Below are 17,608 nucleotides of genomic sequence, written 5' to 3' on the forward strand. Positions count from 1 at the left end.
AGGGCACATGACCAGCGCGACCATCTGGCGCCAATCGATCCTCAACGACCGCCACCGGGAACTCGGCTCCAAGCTGGAGGAATCCTGGAACGACATGGCGATCCCCCAGCACTACGCGACCGATCCCTATGTGGAGACGGAGGCGGTGCGCACCCGGGCCGGCCTCTTCGATGTGTCGGCGCTGAAAATCATCGACCTCTCGGGGCCGGACTCCCTCGCCTTCCTCAACAAGCTGCTCACCGCCGACATCGCCAAGATCCCGGCCGGCCGCTCCATGATCTCGTCCATCGTCGATGACGAAGGCGGGCTGATCGATGACGTGCTCGTCTATGTGGACGGGGACGGCACGTTCCGCCTCTCCCACGGCGGCGGCGCGCTGGAAGACGCGCTTCCGGTGGTGGCGCAGGGCTTCGACGTCACCTTCTCCCGTGACAACGACGTCCACATCCTCTCGCTGCAGGGCCCGCTCGCCCTCGATATCCTCTCCCCCCACACCCCCATGGTGCTGAAGGACCTGCCCTATTTCGGGCACGGCAAGACCACCCTGTTCGGCATCCCCGTCTCGCTCGCCCGCGGCGGCTACTCGGCCGAGCGCGGCTACGAAGTATTCTGCGCGGCGAAGGATGCGGTCTTCCTCTGGGACAAGATCCTCGAGGTGGGCAAGCCGTTCGGCGCCATGCCTGTGTCGTGGGACTGCTTGGACATCGTGCGGGTGGAAGGCGCGCTGCTTTTCTTCCCCTTCGACATGCCGCACAAGGACACCACGCCCTTCGAAGTGCTGATGGACTGGTCCGTGGACCTCTCCAAGCCGGACTTCCGCGGCAAGGCCGCGCTCCTCGCCCGCAAGGGCACGGAACGGACCCATCAGGCCGGCCTCGAGGTGCTCGCCGGGAAGGCGATCACGCCCGGCGCGAAGATCTTCAAGGATGGCGCCGAGGTGGGCGTGGTGAATTCCACCACCTACAGCCGCCACCTCATGAAATCCCTGGCGCTGGTCTCGCTGCGACCCGACGTCACCGCGCTCGGTACCGCGCTCACCGTGGTGGACGGGGACGAGAGCTTCGAGGCCAACGTGGTGCGCACCCCCTTCTACGACCCCATGCGGCTGCGCACGCATCCGCTGGAAGAGCGGGCCTGACGCCTGCCTGAGGCGCAAACAAAAGGCCGGCCGGACGGGATTTCCCCGTCCGGCCGGCTTTTTTTGCGTTTGGAGCCGCCTTCGCTCAGGCGCCGCGCGGGCTGGCCAGCCCCTTCGCCTCAGAGGGGCTTCAGACCGGCCTCGATGGCGGCGCGGCGGCCTTCCAGGAAGGGCGGCAGGGCGAGGCGTTCGCCGAGGTGAGCTGCGTCTTCGTCGGCAGCAAATCCCGGCCCGTCGGTGGCCAGCTCGAACAGCACGCCGTTGGGCTCGCGGAAATAGAGCGAGCGGAAGTAGAAGCGATCCACCATTCCGCTATTGGGAATGCGCAGCTCCTTCAGCCGCCGCGCCCACTCCTCGTATTGGTCGAAGGTGGTGACGCGGAAGGCCACATGGTGCACCGCGCCGGCGCCCTGTCCGGCGGGCGAAAGGCCCGGCTCCACCTTCACATGCACTTCCGCGGCGGGGCCACCCGCGCCCATCTCGAACACGTGGATGGCGCGTCCATCCTCGGCGGCATAGGTGCGCACCTCCTTCATGCCCATCACGTGGATGAGCACGGCGGCCGTGGGCGCAAGGTCCGGCACCGAGATCAGGATCGGCCCGAGGCCGCGGATCTGGTGCGCTTCCGGCACCGGGCTCTTCGTCCAAGGCACGCCCGGCCCCTTGCCGTCATCGACGATCAAGGCGAGGCGCTGGCCCTCGCGGTCCTCGAACGGAAGCTGGTGGCGGTCGTCGCGGGTCTCGATGCCGGCATGGGAAACGCCGGCGTCCGTGAGGCGCGCGGCCCAGTATTCCAGCGCCGCCTCGTCGCGCACCCGCAGCGAGGTGCGCACGGCGGCATGGGTGCCCCGGTGCTCGCGCGGCACCGGCCAGTCGAAGAAGGTGAGGTCAGTGCCGGGGTTGGCTTCCCCATCGGCATAGAAGAGGTGGTAGGCGGAGACGTCATCCTGATTCACAGTCTTCTTCACGAGGCGCATGCCGAGCGTCTGCGTGTAGAAGCGATGGTTGTAGGGCGCATCCGCCGTGATGGCCGTGACGTGGTGAAGACCGGTCAGCGGCCCGGTGGTCTCAGTGGTGTTCTGCATGGCGTCCTCCTCCGGCGCGCGGAGCCTCGTGTCTGTCTGGTGCCAGAGATAGGCGCGAAGCCGCCGCGGGACGAGAACCACGGGCGCAATCCGGATTTGCCGATTTGCAATCGCGCCCCCCGGAATGCTTCCGCCTTTCGCCTCTTCTGCAATGTTGCCGAATCGTGAGCGTCACCGGATGGCATTCCGCAACCGGTGTTCAGCATTTCCGGCGAACGCCGTTCAAACGCCTCATTGTTTGTGCGATGAAGTCCGCTCTACGAGGGGGACGTGCAATTGCGAGCAGTGGACGAGCGGGGGACCGAGCGGGTCGATCAGCGCCGGGTGGGGTCGCGCTCCATGGCGCTGCGCATCATGGCGGCCGCGACGGCCGTTCTGCTGATGGCCGGCTGCTCCGACCGCCCCGGCATCGATGCACTCGTCCCGGTTTCCGCTCCGCTGGCGGAAGGCGCGCGCGAGCAGGTGATCCTCGTTGCCTCGACCCGCGAGCGCGATCCGCGCCCCGGCGTCTTCTTTAATGGCGAACGCTCCGCCCAGCTCAATTTCGCGAAGATCGACCTGTCCGTCCCGCCGTCCCACCGGCCGGGGGAGATCGAGTGGCCCAAGAACGGCCTCGGCAATCCCGCCACCGACATGGTGGTGCGCGAGGCCATCTACCGCGACACGCAAGGCGAGTTCCTGCGCGACCTGAAGAGCGAACTGGCCCGCCGGCCGGCCGGCAAGCGCAACGTTTTCATCTTCGTGCATGGCTACAACACCATGTTCTCCGAGGCGCTCTATCGCCTTGCGCAGATGGCGACGGATTCCGATGCGCCGGCCGTGCCGGTCCTCTTCACCTGGGCCTCGCGGGCGACCACCGAGGGCTATGTCTACGACAACAACAGTGCCACCGCCGCCCGCGACCAGCTGGAGGAGACCATCCGCCTCGCCTTCAGCAGCGGCGCGGATCAGGTGAGCATCCTCGCCCATTCCATGGGCAACTGGCTGACGGTGGAGGCCCTGCGGCAGATCCGAATCTCCGGCAAGACGCTGCCGGCGAACAAGATCGGCAACATCATCCTCGCCGCGCCCGACATCGACGTGGACGTGTTCAAGACCCAGCTGCGCCGCTTCGGCAAGCCGCCGAAGCCGTTCGTCGTGGTCATCTCGCGGGATGACAAGGCGCTCGGCTTCTCCGACTTCCTCGCCGGCAAGAAGCCGCGGCTTGGCGAATATGCCAATGACACCGAGCTGGTGGAGCTGGGCGCCGTCGTGGTGGACATGACCGACGTGAAGGCCCTCGACAGCTTCAACCACGGCAAGTTCGCGCAACTCGCGGAAATGGCGCCGCAGCTTCAGGGCACCATTGCCCGCGCCGGCGGAACGGCCACCTCCAACACCGTGCAGCTGCAGGGCGTGCGCATCACCGGCCTCGATCAGGCCCGTGCCGCCCAGCCGTCCGGCCCCGTCTTGCCGTCCGCCACCACCTCGGCCCCCGCGCAATAGGACTCGGCATTCGCAGGCGACCTATGCCCGGCCGGCGCTTCCCTCGCGGGCGCGTTCGGTCTAAAGGCGTCGCCCCATGGCCTATTCAGTCAAGGAAATGTTCCTCACCCTTCAGGGGGAGGGGGCGCAGGCGGGGCGTGCTGCCGTCTTCTGCCGGTTCGCGGGGTGCAACCTGTGGTCCGGACGGGAGGAGGATCGCGCCGCCGCCCAATGCCGTTTCTGCGACACCGATTTCGTCGGCATGGATGGCGAGGGCGGCGGCCGCTTCACCGATGCCACCGCCTTGGCCGAGGCCATCGCCGCCGTATGGGGAGAGGCCGGCACCGCGCGCCGCTTTGTCGTCTTCACCGGTGGCGAGCCCTTGCTTCAGCTTGATCCGGCGGCCATCGCGGCGGTGCATGCGCGCGGCTTCGAGATTGCGGTGGAGACCAACGGAACGGTTGCCGCTCCGGACGGGCTCGACTGGATCTGCGTCAGCCCCAAGGCCGGCACCGAGCTGAAGCAGCGCGCCGGCCAGGAGCTGAAGCTCGTCTTCCCGCAGGCCGGCCTCGACCCCGCCAGCGTCGCGGGCCTCGCCTTCACCCATTTCTTCCTGCAGCCCATGGACGGGCCGGATCGCCGCGCGAACACCGAGGCGGCGGTGGCCTATTGCCTCGCCAACCCGCGCTGGCGCCTGTCCGTCCAGACCCACAAGATGATCGGAATTCCATGACCACCCGTGACACCCCGGCGGCGCTGCCCGGCCGCGTGCGGATCACCCAGGGCTTCACGTTCGAGGCCGCGCATTTCCTGCCCAACGTGCCGGAAACCCACCGCTGCCGGCGCATGCACGGCCATTCCTATCGCGTGGACCTCGCGCTGGAGGGCCCGGTGGACCCCGTCACCGGCTTCGTGGTGGACTTCTTCGACGTCGAGAACGCCTTCGGCCCGCTGCTGAAGCAGCTGGACCATTATTGCCTCAACGACATCGCCGGGCTGGAAAACCCCACCGCCGAGATCATCGCGGCGTGGATCTGGACGCGCATGAAGCCGCTCCTGCCCACGCTCGCCTCGGTGCGGGTCTATGAGACGCCCATGTCCTATGCGGAATACAGCGAGGGCTGAGCGGGCCTCAGGCCGCTGCATCCCCTGCCTGCGCCTTCTTCACGAAGGTGGCGAAGGCGGCGAGCTGCTTCTTCACGAAGTCCAGCGTGCCCGGATCGGTGACGATGCCGTCGGCGATCTTGGTGTGGGCCTGGGCGACCATCACCTCCGGCACGTTCATGACGTGGGCGTTGAGCGCCACCAGCACCTGCCGCAGGTGATATTGGGAGCGCCCACCCCCCATGGTGCTGGGCGAGGCGGACATGATGAGGGTGGGCTTGCCGGAGAGCGGCTGCGGCTTCAGGCGCGAGAGCCAGTCGATCGCGTTCTTGAGGCCGCCCGGAACCGAGTAGTTGTATTCCGGTGTTACGATGACGAGCGCATCCGCCGCCGCGACCTTGGCGCCCATGGCCGTCACCGGGGCCGGGAAGCCTTCCGCCTCGATGTCCCCATCATAGATGGGGAATTCGGCGATGGAGGGCAGGATTTCCAGCGTCGTCCCCTCCGGTGCGATGCCCGCCAGCGCGCGGGCCAGCGCGGCATTGAGGGATCCCTTGCGAACGCTGCCGACCAGCACGACCCAGTTCATCGCCATTCTCCGTCAGGCTCCTTCTGCGCGAGCCTAACCGTATTAATGGCGCAGAACCGAAACGGTTGCGTGAGCTTGGCAGAAAATCAGCCGATGCGGACCATGTGGTTGTCGTATCGCGGCCCGCCGGTGCGCCGCGCGGTGATGGCGACGCCCTCGGGCGCGGCCTTGACCACGATCACTTCCCCATAACCCGAGGCGGCGACGAACGTGCCCGCCTCCGCTCCCGCCGCAAGGCCACAGCCATCGGTGAGGGGCACGGCGCCGATATAGCGTCCGTCCGCCTGCCAGACGGCGACCTGGTTGCCGCGCGGGGTGGCGCAGGCGACGAAGCGGCCGGAGGGATCATAGGCCACCGACCCCACATAACCGCGCAGCGCCCGCCAGGCGTCGTCCGGCGCATCGAAGGGGGTGAGCGCGCCATCGGCGGCGATGCGGAAGAGGAGGGGGCGGGCCTCGCCGTCCTTCAAGAGGTCCTGCGCTGCCACCACCGTGCCGCCATGGCCGTCGCGGGCGAGGTGGCGGAGCGACAGGCTGGCGAGGTCCGGAGAAAGCCGCCCCTCGCCGCGCACGGCGCCGGTGGCGGGGTCCACGAGGGTGATGCCGGAGCCCGTCACCTCGGCGTCGCGCGCCTCCGGCGTGTTGGGCTCAATGCCGCCATTGGCGATGACCAGGGCGGCGCCCGAGCGCATCAGATCGTGCGGGCCATCGCCGCCGCTCCCCCATTCGTCACGGATGGCGAAGCCGCCGTCCACCGCCCGCACGGCCACGACGCCCCGGCCCATGACGCGCACGCCATCGGCGGGGCGTTCGATCTCGTTGGTCAGGAACAGCCGGCCGTCCGCGGTGAAGCGGCCATGGCCGGAGAAGACGCGGCCCTCTCCCGGTCCAAAGCTTGCAACCACGCCGCCCTTACGCCGGTCGAACACCAAAGCGATCCGCCCCGGCCGCCGCCCCACCGCCACCGCGAGCGGCCCCACGGGGCTCGCCTCGATGCCGTGCAGGCGGGCCTCGGAGGGGGCCTCCGGTGTGGCCGCGAAGCTGGTGTCGATTCCGACGGCGGCAAACCCTTCGCCCACGCCCGCCGTCGCCAGCCAGCCCTCATCCAGCTCGGCGGCGCGCAGGCCGCCCGGCAAGGCGGCGGCGGCGAGGAGCGCGGCGCCGCCAAGGAGTAGGCCGCGCCGGCCGATGAGCGGAGCGTGGTCGAGGCGCGCGCGCATGTCAGTCGCCATCGCCTCAGTCGCCATCGAGGGCGTTGAAGCCCAGCGAGATGCCGAAATAGGAGGCGATGGGTTTGTAGACAGCGAGTTGTGCCGCCTTGAAGGTCTTGATGGTGGCCTGAATGCCCTGAGCGCCCGACGCGGTGGAGGCCGCCGCGCCGATGTCGGCGGGTAGCTTGTCGGCGGCGGCATCGGCGGCGGTGGCGGCCTTGGTGACCACATATTGCGGCCGGCTCGGCATCTGCGCCCCCACGGCGACGAGGAGCGCGTCGGCGCTGCGGATCATGTTGGCGGCGACGCGGCCGGAGCGGCCGGAGCGCCAGCTGTCGGCGACCATCGGCTTGGCATCGGCGGGGCTGGCGCCGAGCACGGGCAGCAGCTTGGTGTCGGTCACGCGCTGGTAAGCGCCGGAGAGGTCGGTGAGGATCATGCCGGGCAGGGCGCCCACATCCGGGAACAGGGCCGGATCGCCCTTGCCGGAGACGATGGCGCCGAGCACGCCGGAGGACTTGTCGCCCCAGGAGGTGCGGATTTCCCCCGTGATGGTGGCGAGGTTGTTGGCGATGGCGGTGCCGAGTGCGCAGCGCCGCGCGGCCTCGGGGCCGGCGACCAGCGCCTCGGCCGCGCCCTCCTCATAGAGCAGCCGCTCCAGCGCCGGCAGGCCCTGCACCGCCGCGCTCGACTGGGCAAAGCGCTCGGGCGCGAGGCGGGTAGGATCGCTGTCGGCGATGATCTCGGACAGCCCACGGCTGATGCCGTTGCGCCGGTCCGGGAAGAAGGAGATGCGGTCGGCCCGGAGCGATAGGGTGATGGGGCCGAAGGTGACGAACTCCACCGCGTTCCACGCATCCGCGGCCTTGCCGTAGGCCTCCTTGAGCGGCGCGACGCCGGCAGCCGAGGGGGCGGGGCAGAAGGTGGCCCAGGCCTTCGCTTGCGCGGTGGTGGCGGCGGCCAGCGCGTCGTAGCGCGGCAGCAGCCAGCCCTCGATGAGCGGCACGGGATCGAGCTTCGGATCAGCCGCGGCGGCGGGGCCTGTCCCAAAGGCGAGCGCGGCGGCGAGGGCCGCGCCGGCAAGGCGGAAGGAAGAACGGCGCGTGGCTTCGATCATGACGTCGATCCGCAATATCAGGTCCACACCGGCAGGAGCCGGCCAAAATCACAAGGAAGAAACGTACCGCACCAGCGCCGCCCTGTCCTTGGGCGGGAGCGCGCCGAAGCGCCGCTGCGCCGTCGCCGCCTCGCCGCCATGCCAGGCAATCGCCTCCTCCACCGTGCGTGCGCGGCCATCGTGCAGCAGGCCGGTGTTCGCCGCGAGCGCATCGGAGAGGCCGGCAAGCGGCGCGGTGCGCCATTGCGAGGCGCCGACGCCCGGCTCCGGCATGGTATCGCCGAGGTCCGGCCCCATCTCGTGCAGCAGCAAATCGGTATACATGCGCGCCGCTCCGCCGCCCGCGGTGGGCAGAGACGGCCGGTGGCATTGCGCGCAGCCGGTGGAGGTAAACAGCGCCGCTCCGCGCTTGGCCTCGGCCTTGGGCAGGTCTTCCGGCTCGGGCTGGGGCAGGGAGGCCACATAGGCGACCACCCGGTCGAGGACCGCCGAGCCGATTTCCAGTTCGTCGTCCGCATCCCCGGAGGTGGCGTTGGCATTGCCGTGGAGGGCCTGCCGGCAGGCGGTCTGGGTGGGGGTGCAATCGCCCCACGGCTCGGGATGGAAGCGGTTGGAGAGGCCGAGATCGAGGAAGAAGGCTTCCGCCGACTGCCGCGCCAGATCGGGCTGCGACGCCTTCCAGCCGAAGCGGCCGATGGCGGTGCTGCCATCGGCGAGGGTGATGCGCCGCGCCATGCCATTCACGCCGTCGGTGCCCTTCGCCTGCTCCCGCTCCACCGCGAGGATGGCGGCATCGGGCACGGCGGACAGCGCGCCGCGGCCCTTGAGGTCCGGCCCCACGCGCAGGGATAGGCCGCTCGCGGGATCGAGCGGGCCATAGCCCAGCGCCTCCGGGTGCGGCTTGCGGGCGATGCGCCCGTCCGGCAGCGGCGTGTCGGTGACGCCGATCATGCCCTCGCCCGGAATGCCGGGGACCGCATCGATCTGGAAGCGCCGGCCATAGACGGGATCGCCGGTGCCGTCCGGCCGTCCGATCATCAGCACGAAGCCGCGCTCCGCCGTGCCGTTCTCCAGACGCGCCGGGGCGCGGCGGTCGGCGGGATGGCAGGTGGCGCAGGATCTGGCATCGAACAGCGGGCCGAGGCCGTCATCGCCCCGGGTGGAGGCGGGGGCGGGCACCCAGGGGCGCTTGAACAGTGCCTTGCCGATGGCGAGGTCCAGCTTGTCCAGGGTTTCGGCGGCGGCGGGCGCCGCGGAGAGGGCGGCGAGCAGCGCGAGGAGAAGACGCACGCGCACGCTCACACCACCCTGATCCAGCCCATGAGGCCGGAATCCATGTGCTCCAGGATGTGGCAGTGGAACACCCAGTCGCCGCTGGCGGCGCGGAAGGCGATCTCCACCGTCTCGTTGGGCTCGGTCATGACCGTATCGGCGAGATAGGGCGGGATGTCCTTCTTCTTGGAGGAGGACAGCACGCGGAACACATGCCCGTGCAGGTGCATGGGGTGGACGTGCTTGGTGACGTTGGTGATGGAGACGACGTAGCTCGCCCCGTCCTTCAGCGTCGCCAGCGGCGGCGGCAGGCGCAGGTCCGCGCCGGCGCCCCAGGAATTGCGGTTGATGGCCCAGAAGGTCTTGCTGCCGACGCAGGCGGAGGCGATGAGGGCCTTGGCCAGCGGATCCTCAGGCGGCAGAGGGTCGCCGCTCACGATGGGGCCGGCGGCGGTCTGCACGAGATAGTCGATGCGGCTTGCGCGCTTCAGGTCCGGCAGCGGCACCCTGGCGGGGGGCAGCGCCTTGGGGCGGAAGGCGGTCTTCTTGCGGCCCGGCTTGTTCCCAGGAGCGTCGACGCCGACCAGCGTGGTAAGCAGATAGGGCTCTGCGGTGCGGTAATCGTAGACCTTCACCTCTTCGCCGGGGCCGGGCATGCGCACATGCACGTCGATCCGCATGGCCGGACCCATGCGCCAGATCTCGTTCGGCAGCTTGGAGAGCGGCAGCGGTGTCAGGGCCTGCCCGTCGATGGCGATGATAGCCGCGTCTTCCGTCTCGCAGCCGAAATCGATGGTGCGGGTGGAATCGGCGACGATCACCCGCAGCCGCACGTCGCCATAGGCCGGCGCCTCGACGCGGGGCGGCACGATGGAGCCGTTGGTGGCGCGCACCGTGCCGAAGGTGCCGGCGGTGGAGGCGCCCTCATCGGTGAACATCTCCAGCCAGCGGCCGTCCTTCTCGTCGAGCCGCCAGTCCTTCACCACGATGAAGTGCTCGGCGTCGAAGCCCAGCTTCGCCTCGGCGGGATCATCCACCACGAGCAGGCCGACGAGGCCACGGCCCACCTGGCCCGTCTCGTCGCAATGGGGATGGAAGAAATAGAAGCCCGGATCGGGCAAGGGCACGTTGTAGGTGAAGGTGCTGCCCGCCGGGATCGGCGCCTGGGTGAGGGGCGAGACGCCATCCGAGAGATAGGGCACGCGCACGCCGTGCCAGTGGACGGTGGTGAGATCCGGCAGGCGGTTCTCGAAATCCACCATCAGCCGCGTGCCCACCGGCGCGCGCAGGGTGAGGAAGGGCGTGCCATTATAGGCGCAGAAGCCCTTCGTCACCGGCTTGCCCGGCCCGAGCAGCGGCATTTCCATTTCCGCCGCCGAGAGGGCGAGCCGGCGCACCGGCGCGCTCTTGGGCAGGGTGTCCACGGAGGCCGGCACGCGGCCGAGGGCGGAGGGGGCGAACCCCACCGCCCCCGCAGCCGCTGCGCCGGCCAGCAGCGCCCGACGCGAGATCATCGCGTCCGTCCCATCGTCATGGTCTCACTTCTTCTTCACGGTCTTCGGGTCGTCGAGGCTCTTGGAGCCTTCCATCTTGATCTGGAGCTTGAGGGCCGCGACGCCGCGCTCGATGGCGTGGGCCTGGGCCACGAGGGCGTCCACGCCGTCCTGGATCAGCTTGGCGCCCTTGGTGTTCCCCTCTTCCAGCATCTTGTCGTAGGTGATCTCGCCGGAATCCGCCACGTCCTTCAGGGCCTTCAGGGCGGCCAGCGCGGCGTCGGACTTGGCGTCGATCTCGTCGGCGATCTTCGGGTCGACGGCGCGGATGAGGTCGGCGACCGAGGGGCCGGTGATCTTGGAGCCGTCCGGCTTCACGAAGGTGCCGTAATAGACGTCGCGGATGCCCACTTCGTCGTAATAGTGCGCGTTCTGGGTGTTGTTGGAGAAGCAGTCGTGCGCCTCCTCCGGATCATGGAGGATGAGGCCGAGCTTCATGCGCTCGCCGGCAAGCTCGCCGTAGGAGAGGGAGCCGAGGCCGGTGAAGATGGTGGCAAGGCCGGCCTTGTCGTTCTTCTTGATGAGCGCGGCGCGGGCCTTGCCCTTGGCGCCCCACAGGCCGGTCATCTCGTCGAGATCGGCCACCAGCGTCTGGGTAGCGACCTTGAGATATTCGCCGCGGCGGTCGCAATTGCCGTTGGTGCAGTTCTTCAGGTCATAGTCGGTGTAGGGGCGCTGGCCCTGGCTGGGCGTCGCATTGTGGAGGTTCTGGCCCCACAGCAGGAATTCGATGGCGTGCCAGCCGGAGCCCACGTTCGCCTCGACGCCGCCGGCCGAATTCAGCTCGTGCAGCAGCTTGGGGGTGATCTTGGTGACGTCCACCGTCTTCTTGCCGATGCGGATGGACTTCGAGGCGATCACGTTGGCGGTGTAGAGCGGGTTCTCGTCCGACTTCTCGCCGTAGCTCTTCTTGTCCACGTAATCGATGAGGCCTTCGTCGAGCGGCCAGGCGTTCACATTGCCTTCCCACTCGTCGACGATCTTGTTGCCGAAGCGGAAGGCCTCGGTCTGCTGGTAATAGACGCGGGCCGCCTTCCAGGCATCGCGCGCCTTGCCGAGGCTGTCGGCGCTGGGGGCGGCGAGGAAGGCGTCGATGGCCTTCTGCATGTCCTTGGCCGTGGCGGCGGACGTGCCGTACATCACCTCGGCGAGGTCGGCATAGTGGACGATCACATCACGCGGCTTCGGCGCGTCCGCGAGCACGGGGCTCGCGAAGGCTGCGACTGACGCGATGACTGCGCCGAGAAAATGCGCGCGCATCGACCTTCTCTCCTCGAAATTCGCAAATGGAAGCCGGCGCCCGACAGCCGGGGCCGGGACAACCGGAACCGGGGCCTTTGCCCCGTCGCCGCGGAGAGTATGAGGCGGGCTGGTGGCGGGCAAGCGCTTGGGAAAATAATGGAATTGTTCCATGTCCAGACTGCGGGGCCTCGACTTGTCGCCCCCAAGTCAAAGCGACGCACTCCTTAGTAGAAGACGTAACGTCACTTGTATCCGCGGCGCCCCGGGTCTTTTCGTCGCGCGTGGCTGCAAACGCTGAACGTGCGCCGTTTTCGGCCGAGCGCGGGCGCCCTTCAACTATAGTCTGATCGGCTTGGATACGGGCCCTCAGCTTTTCATTTGAACAATTCCAAACCTCTGCCGTTGCGGTGACAGGGCCGGCCCGCGGGTGATAGGGTTTCGTCATATTCAATTGGTTTTCGTCCCTTCGGCGATCATCACGCCACGGGGCGATGGCCCTGAGGGCAGTGTTTGTGCCCGCTCGTGCGTGCCGGCAGCGGCCGTCGGGGACAAGAAGGACAGGTCGCGATGATTGCCGCGCTTCTGATCGTGTTCCGTGAAGTCCTCGAGGCCGGCATCGTCACCGGCGTGGTGCTCGCCGCCTCCGAGGGCATCCGCCATCGCGGCCTGTGGATCAGCCTCGGCATTCTCGGCGGCATCGCCGGCTCGGCCGTCCTCGCGCTCTTCGCCGACACCATCGCCTCCACCTTCGACGGCTCCGGGCAGGACATCCTGAATGCCGCCATCCTTTCCGTGGCCGTGGTCATGCTGGTGTGGACGGTCGTCTGGATGGCGAGCCACGGCAAGCACATGGTCATGGAGATGCGGGAGGTCGGCCGCGACGTGAAGGAAGGCCGCAAGCCGCTCGCCGCGCTCGCCATCGTCGTCGGCATGGCCGTGCTGCGCGAGGGCGTGGAGATCGTGCTCTTCCTCTATGGCATCGCCAGCACCGGCGCGGATACGCCCGCCCAGGTGGCCCTCGGCGGCCTTGCGGGCCTTGCCGGCGGCGCCGCCCTGTCGCTGCTGCTGTATCGCGGTCTCGTGGCCATCCCGCTCAAGCATCTGTTCAAGGTCACGTCCGTCCTCATCACGCTGCTGGCTGCCGGCCTTGCGGCGCAGGTGGTGGGCATCCTGCAGGATGCCGGCTTCATCCAGTCGCTGGCCGACCCGGTGTGGAATTCCAGCTGGCTGCTGGCGGATGATAGTGCGCTGGGCCGTGTGCTGCGCACGTTGATCGGCTACCGCGCCGAGCCCACGGGCATGCAGGTGATCGCCTATGTGGCGACGGTGGTGGTCATCCTCGGCCTCTCCGCCATCGTCAACGGACGGCTTTCCGCCGCCCCGCGCCGTCAGGGCGCCGGTCACTCGGCCGGCGGCCACGTTTCCCGCGCCTGATCTTCCGGGCGCCTCCATTCCGCTGGGGCGTTTCCGCGGCCTGCGGCTTCCGGTATGCTGACGCGCGATGTTCCGGGCTCTGGGACACGCGGCGCAGGAGGCGCGCCGGGCGGCATCCGAGGAGAAGCACCATGGGCGGCGGAACGGGCGGCAGTGGCCGCAGCAAGGAAAGCCGCGGCAAGGAAGGGCAGGGCCGGGACGCAACCCGCCTGTTCCTGCGCGTGGACTTCGCCGACGGCCGGCGCCTCGGACCGGGCAAGATCAAGCTCTTGGAAGCGATCCGCGAACACCGCTCCATCCTCGCCGCCGCCAAGGCCATCGGCATGAGCTATCGCCGCGCCTGGCTGCTGGTGGACGAGCTGGACCGCATGTTCGAGCAGCGCGTGATCGTCACCTTCCCCGGCCGACGCGGCGCGGGCACCGAGGTAACGGCCTTCGGCGAGCGGGTGATCGCGCTCTATCGCGCCATGGAGCGGCAGGCGGCCAAGGCCACCAGCGGGGCACTGGACGAGCTTACGTCTGCCCTTTCGGCGGACTACCACCCGAAATCACACGCAGAGCCGGGGGATCCTGAGGCGGATGCGCCGCTGGCCGGGCCGGTCGCGAAGCAGGCGGGCTGACGAATTCCGCGCCGGGCGAGTGGAAGCCCGCCGGGCGGCTGTCCACAGTCACCGCCTTGATCATCGCCCATACCTGCATGCCGGGTTCGAGGCCGAGGCGCAGCACGCTTTCCTGCGTCACCAGCGAGCTGAGGCGCCCGGCGGAGAGGGCAAGCTCCACCTCCGAGAACGGGCCTTCCGCTCGGGTGATGGCGGAGATGGTGCCGGAAATGCGGTTCGTCACAGACACGTCCATGGGCCGCGACAGGGACAGTGACACGTCGCGCGAGCGGATGCGCGCCCGCGCCGGCGCGCCCACCGGGCGGCCCACGAGCGGCACGCGCAATTCGCCGTCCGCAAACGAAACGGTGGAGAGGCCAAGGTCGGGATCGTGCGCCGTGACCGTGCAATCGAGGATGGTGCCGATGTCGAAGCGGCCGATCACCGGCAGCAGCTCGGGCCGCGACAGCACGTCGGACAGCGGCCCGCAGGCGATGACCTTGCCGTCCGAAAGCGCCGCCACCGCATCCGCGAGGCGCAGCACCTCCTCGATGGAGTGGCTGACATAGAGGATGGGCAGGTTCAGCTCATCCCGCAGCCGTTCCAGATAAGGCAGGATCTCGCCCTTGCGCATCTCGTCCAGGGAGGCGAGGGGCTCGTCCATCAGCAGCAGGCGCGGCTGGGAGAGCAGCGCCCGGCCGATGGCGATGCGCTGCTTCTCGCCGCCGGACAGGGTGTGCGGCCGGCGCTTCAGCAGGTGGCCGACGCCCAGCATCTCCACCACGGCATCGAACTGGATGGTACGCGGCCGCCTGGTGCGGCGCTCGCCGTAGCGCAGGTTGTTCTCGATGGTCATGTGCGGGAACAGCCGCGCGTCCTGGAACACGTAGCCGACCGCGCGCTGCTCCATGGGCAGATTGATGCCCGCCTGCCGGTCGTAGAACACCGTGTCGCCGACGCGGATGTGCCCGCTGTCCGGCGTCAGCGAGCCGGCGACCAGCTGGATCACCGTGGTCTTGCCGCAGCCGGAGCGGCCGAACAGGGCCGTCACGCCCGTCTCGGGCGCCCGGAGATTCGCCTTCAGGTGAAAACCGGTGGACCGGGCGAGGGAAACGTCGATCTCGATCATATCTGGCCCAGAGCCACGCGGATGCGCTTGTCCGCCATTTCCGCCAGCATGAGGGAGCCAAGGGCGAGCACCACCGAGACCACGGTCAGGCGCAGCGCCATGGCGTCGCCGTCGGGCATGTGGGTGGCGCTGTAGATGGCGAGCGGGATGGTCCGCGTCTGGCCTTCGACGTTCGAGACGAAGGTGATGGTGGCGCCGAACTCGCCCAGCGCCGAGGCGAGCGAGATGAGGCAGCCGGAGAGCACCCCGGGCATCATCAGCGGCAGGGTCACGGAGAAGAAGGCGTCGAGCTTGCTGGCGCCCAGCGTGCGCGCCGCCGTCTCGATGCCCTTGTCGATGCCGCCGATGGCGAGGCGGATGGCGTTGACCGTGAGCGGGAAGCTCACCACCGCCGCCGCCACCGTGGCGCCGGCAGTGGAGAAGATCAGCGAGATGCCGAACCACTCGTGGAGATACTGGCCGAGATAGCCCCGGTTGCCGAGGACGATGAGCAGCAGATAGCCCACCACCACCTTGGGCAGAACGAGGGGCAGGTGGACGATGCCGTCGAAGATGCCCTTGCCGGGGAATTCGAACCGGGCGAGCACCCAGCCAATGAGAATGGCCGGCGGCAGGCTCCACAGGGTGGCCCAAAAAGCCACCTGGAGGCTCAGCCGCACGGCCGTCCATTCTTCGGGAGTGAGCAACATCTCGAACAAATCCGCCTGCGAAAAGGCCTCGCCTCGCTCCTGATCAGGCTCGGTCTTTTGCCCCCAATTAGCAATTCCCGTTCGGCTCCCCGCGCCCCGGTGACGGGCGGCTCAGTTCACCGAGAAGCCGTACTTCTTGAAGATGGCCTTGGCCTCGGGGCTCTGGACGAAGGCGAAGAAGGCCTTGGCGGCGGGGGTGTCCTGGCCCTTCACGAGGGCGAAGGGGTAATCCACCGGCGGGTAGCTGTCGGCCGGGAAGGTCGCGACCACTTTCACATTCTTGGCGATGGCGGCATCGGTGGCATAGACGACGCCGTAAGGCACCTCGCCCCGCTCCACCAGCGCCAGCGCCGCGCGGACGCTCTCGGCGCCGACGATGCGGGGGGCGATCTTGTCCCACAGGCCGAGATTGGTGAAGGCCTGCTTCGTGTAGACGCCGACGGGCACGCTGTCGGTGAGGCCGGTGGCGATGCGGCCGTTGGGGCCGAGCAGGGCGTCCACGTCGAGGCTCTTGGAGATGGTCACGGGCTTTGCCTTGTCGGCGGGGGCGACCAGAACCAGCTCGTTGCCGAGCAGCTTCACGCGGGTGGCGGGCAGGGTCAGGCCCTTGCCGTCGGTATAGTCCATCCACTTCAGGTCGGCGGAGGCGAAGATGTTGGCGGGCGCGCCGGCCTCCATCTGCTTGGCTAGCGCCGAGGAGGCGGCAAAGGAGAACTTGATGCTGTCCTTATTCCCCTTGGCCTCATAGGCCTTGGCGATGTCCTGCAATGCGTTGGTGAGGCTCGCGGCGGCGAATACGGTCACGGTCTCCTGCGCGGCCGCGGGGAGCGGCGCGGCGGCAAACGCCGAGAAGACGAGACCGAGGATCAGGCGACGGGAGGCAATAAATCCGGACATGGCAATGGCACCTCGGCAATGGGCCTGTGATATGTCCATCGATATACAGGATGCCCCAGCGAGACAATAGGCTTGCCCCTTCCGGAAGGGCAGCGTCGCGATAGCGTGGCTTCAGGATACCGCCAAAGCTCTGGCGTGCGGCGATCTTTGCTGCGGTGCGGCATGAAGCCGCGGAAAGGCCTTGAAGGCCGTCAGAACCCCATCAGCTTGAGCGCGGCCGCACCGGGCGCGAGCATGGCGAAGGCCCATAGGCCGGCGCTCGCGACGTTGGCCACCTGGAAGTGGGTCTGGCGCATGGCGAGCACGCCGGCGATCAGCGGCACCACGGCGCGCAGCGGGCCGAAGAAGCGGCCGATGGCGACGCCCCACACGCCGAAGCGCTGGAAGAAGTCCTCGGCGCGGGCCACGAGGTCCGGCCGGCGCGACAGCGGCCAGAAGTTCTTCGCGCGCTCCTTGTAGTGGAAGCCGAGCCAGTAGGAGATGGCATCGCCCAGCGCGGCACCGGCGGCGGCGGCGAGCCAGATCGGAAAGAAATGCAGCCCGGCCGCCTCGATCAGCGCGCCGATGGCGAGCAGGAGCACGGTGGCAGGAATGAAGAAGGAGATCAGCGCCAGCGATTCCCCGAAGGCGAGCCCGAACACCACGGCCGGCGCGAGATAGTGGTGCTGCTCGACGAAGGCTGTGGTCGCGGCGACGATGGCGGACAGATCGAACATGTCTTCTCCTGCCGCAAGGATTTGTGTCGCGGCCCCCGGGGCGCAAAGCCCGGCCGCATGATACTTCCGCGGCGACTGCTGCTTCCTTACCTTGTGGACGCACATTCGGGCAAAATGGCGCCGCGCGGTGCATCCGGACGGCGACAAAGCACGGCCTGCCCAACCATTCGCCTTGAAATCGTCACGCGTCTCGTCCATATGCGGTCCATCGCGCAGATGGAGGCAGTTGCTTTCCTCCCCTTGGCGCGCTCGGGCCGCGTAGCGGAGACCGCTGGAGCTTCGATCTGGACGACGCCGTGACTGGGCGTTTCGTCGGAGAGGCATCGCAAGCGGCTTTGCCCGATATCATCTTTTGCCCTGGACACCCCT

Annotated in this window: 17 protein-coding genes; 6 read left to right on the plus strand and 11 right to left on the minus strand. The window is 68.5% G+C overall.

Annotation, left to right across the window (positions count from 1 at the left end):
* The first annotated feature begins 7 nt into the window (after positions 1–7).
* Positions 8–1,138, plus strand: a complete 1,131-nt coding sequence (locus tag D7006_RS06380) for an aminomethyltransferase family protein (RefSeq protein ID WP_237355972.1) — start codon at positions 8–10, stop codon at positions 1,136–1,138.
* Positions 1,139–1,257: 119 nt separating this feature from the next.
* Here D7006_RS06380 and D7006_RS06385 read toward each other — a convergent pair whose 3' ends face one another.
* Entirely contained in the window at positions 1,258–2,223 is a 966-nt protein-coding gene (locus D7006_RS06385; protein ID WP_237355973.1) for a ring-cleaving dioxygenase, read from the minus strand.
* A gap of 270 nt (positions 2,224–2,493) precedes the next feature.
* Here D7006_RS06385 and D7006_RS06390 point away from each other — a divergent pair, with 270 nt between their 5' ends.
* The 3 genes from D7006_RS06390 (at position 2,494) to queD (ending at position 4,812) form a co-directional block, all read left to right on the plus strand.
* Positions 2,494–3,708, plus strand: a complete 1,215-nt coding sequence (locus tag D7006_RS06390; protein ID WP_237355974.1) for an alpha/beta hydrolase — start codon at positions 2,494–2,496, stop codon at positions 3,706–3,708.
* A 76-nt stretch (positions 3,709–3,784) separates the two neighbouring features.
* On the plus strand, positions 3,785–4,420 hold the full coding sequence (queE, locus tag D7006_RS06395; RefSeq protein ID WP_237355975.1) for a 7-carboxy-7-deazaguanine synthase: 636 nt from the start codon (positions 3,785–3,787) through the stop codon (positions 4,418–4,420).
* Between the two features lie 35 nt (positions 4,421–4,455).
* Positions 4,456–4,812, plus strand: coding sequence for a 6-carboxytetrahydropterin synthase QueD (gene queD, locus D7006_RS06400; protein ID WP_169122752.1), 357 nt, complete (start codon positions 4,456–4,458; stop codon positions 4,810–4,812).
* A 7-nt stretch (positions 4,813–4,819) separates the two neighbouring features.
* Here queD and D7006_RS06405 read toward each other — a convergent pair whose 3' ends face one another.
* From D7006_RS06405 to D7006_RS06430, 6 genes are all read right to left on the minus strand, one after another.
* A complete protein-coding gene (locus D7006_RS06405; protein ID WP_237355976.1) occupies positions 4,820–5,380 on the minus strand; it encodes an NADPH-dependent FMN reductase in 561 nt (186 codons plus the stop codon).
* 86 nt (positions 5,381–5,466) lie between these two features.
* Positions 5,467–6,612 carry a DUF1513 domain-containing protein gene (locus tag D7006_RS06410; protein WP_237355977.1) on the minus strand — a complete coding sequence of 382 codons (1,146 nt, stop codon included), beginning with the start codon at positions 6,610–6,612 and terminating at the stop codon, positions 5,467–5,469.
* 4 nt (positions 6,613–6,616) lie between these two features.
* Positions 6,617–7,708, minus strand: coding sequence for an imelysin family protein (locus D7006_RS06415; RefSeq protein WP_237355978.1), 1,092 nt, complete (start codon positions 7,706–7,708; stop codon positions 6,617–6,619).
* Between the two features lie 48 nt (positions 7,709–7,756).
* Positions 7,757–8,998: a di-heme oxidoredictase family protein gene (locus tag D7006_RS06420; protein WP_237355979.1), complete on the minus strand. Its 1,242-nt coding sequence runs from the start codon at positions 8,996–8,998 to the stop codon at positions 7,757–7,759.
* Positions 8,999–9,006: 8 nt separating this feature from the next.
* Positions 9,007–10,494 (minus strand): multicopper oxidase family protein, encoded by a 1,488-nt coding sequence (locus D7006_RS06425; RefSeq protein WP_237355980.1) that lies wholly within the window; start codon positions 10,492–10,494, stop codon positions 9,007–9,009.
* A 24-nt stretch (positions 10,495–10,518) separates the two neighbouring features.
* Positions 10,519–11,793 (minus strand): imelysin family protein, encoded by a 1,275-nt coding sequence (locus D7006_RS06430; protein WP_237355981.1) that lies wholly within the window; start codon positions 11,791–11,793, stop codon positions 10,519–10,521.
* A 549-nt stretch (positions 11,794–12,342) separates the two neighbouring features.
* On the opposite strand from D7006_RS06430, the gene D7006_RS06435 reads away from it, so the two are divergent.
* Both D7006_RS06435 and D7006_RS06440 read left to right on the plus strand, forming a co-directional pair.
* Positions 12,343–13,209: an FTR1 family protein gene (locus D7006_RS06435; RefSeq protein WP_237355982.1), complete on the plus strand. Its 867-nt coding sequence runs from the start codon at positions 12,343–12,345 to the stop codon at positions 13,207–13,209.
* A gap of 131 nt (positions 13,210–13,340) precedes the next feature.
* Positions 13,341–13,829, plus strand: coding sequence for a winged helix-turn-helix domain-containing protein (locus D7006_RS06440; RefSeq protein WP_237355983.1), 489 nt, complete (start codon positions 13,341–13,343; stop codon positions 13,827–13,829).
* Here D7006_RS06440 and modC read toward each other — a convergent pair.
* The 4 genes from modC to D7006_RS06460 all read right to left on the minus strand — a co-directional run bounded on the left by modC (position 13,723) and on the right by D7006_RS06460 (position 17,239).
* Positions 13,723–14,937 carry a molybdenum ABC transporter ATP-binding protein gene (gene modC / locus D7006_RS06445; protein WP_237355984.1) on the minus strand — a complete coding sequence of 405 codons (1,215 nt, stop codon included), beginning with the start codon at positions 14,935–14,937 and terminating at the stop codon, positions 13,723–13,725. The two genes, D7006_RS06440 and modC, sit on opposite strands and share 107 nt — an antisense overlap.
* A complete protein-coding gene (modB, locus tag D7006_RS06450) occupies positions 14,934–15,623 on the minus strand; it encodes a molybdate ABC transporter permease subunit (RefSeq protein ID WP_169122750.1) in 690 nt (229 codons plus the stop codon). Before modB ends, modC begins: the two co-directional genes overlap by 4 nt.
* Before the next feature lie 114 nt (positions 15,624–15,737).
* The gene (modA, locus tag D7006_RS06455) at positions 15,738–16,523 is read right to left on the minus strand and encodes a molybdate ABC transporter substrate-binding protein (protein WP_237355985.1); all 786 of its coding nucleotides are present in this window, start codon (positions 16,521–16,523) and stop codon (positions 15,738–15,740) included.
* A gap of 191 nt (positions 16,524–16,714) precedes the next feature.
* Positions 16,715–17,239 carry a DedA family protein gene (locus D7006_RS06460; protein WP_169122563.1) on the minus strand — a complete coding sequence of 175 codons (525 nt, stop codon included), beginning with the start codon at positions 17,237–17,239 and terminating at the stop codon, positions 16,715–16,717.
* Between the last annotated feature and the right edge of the window lie 369 nt (positions 17,240–17,608).

Origin of the sequence: Xanthobacter sp. YC-JY1, from assembly GCF_021730305.1 — a bacterium.
GTDB classification, from domain to species: Bacteria; Pseudomonadota; Alphaproteobacteria; order Rhizobiales; family Xanthobacteraceae; genus Xanthobacter; species Xanthobacter flavus.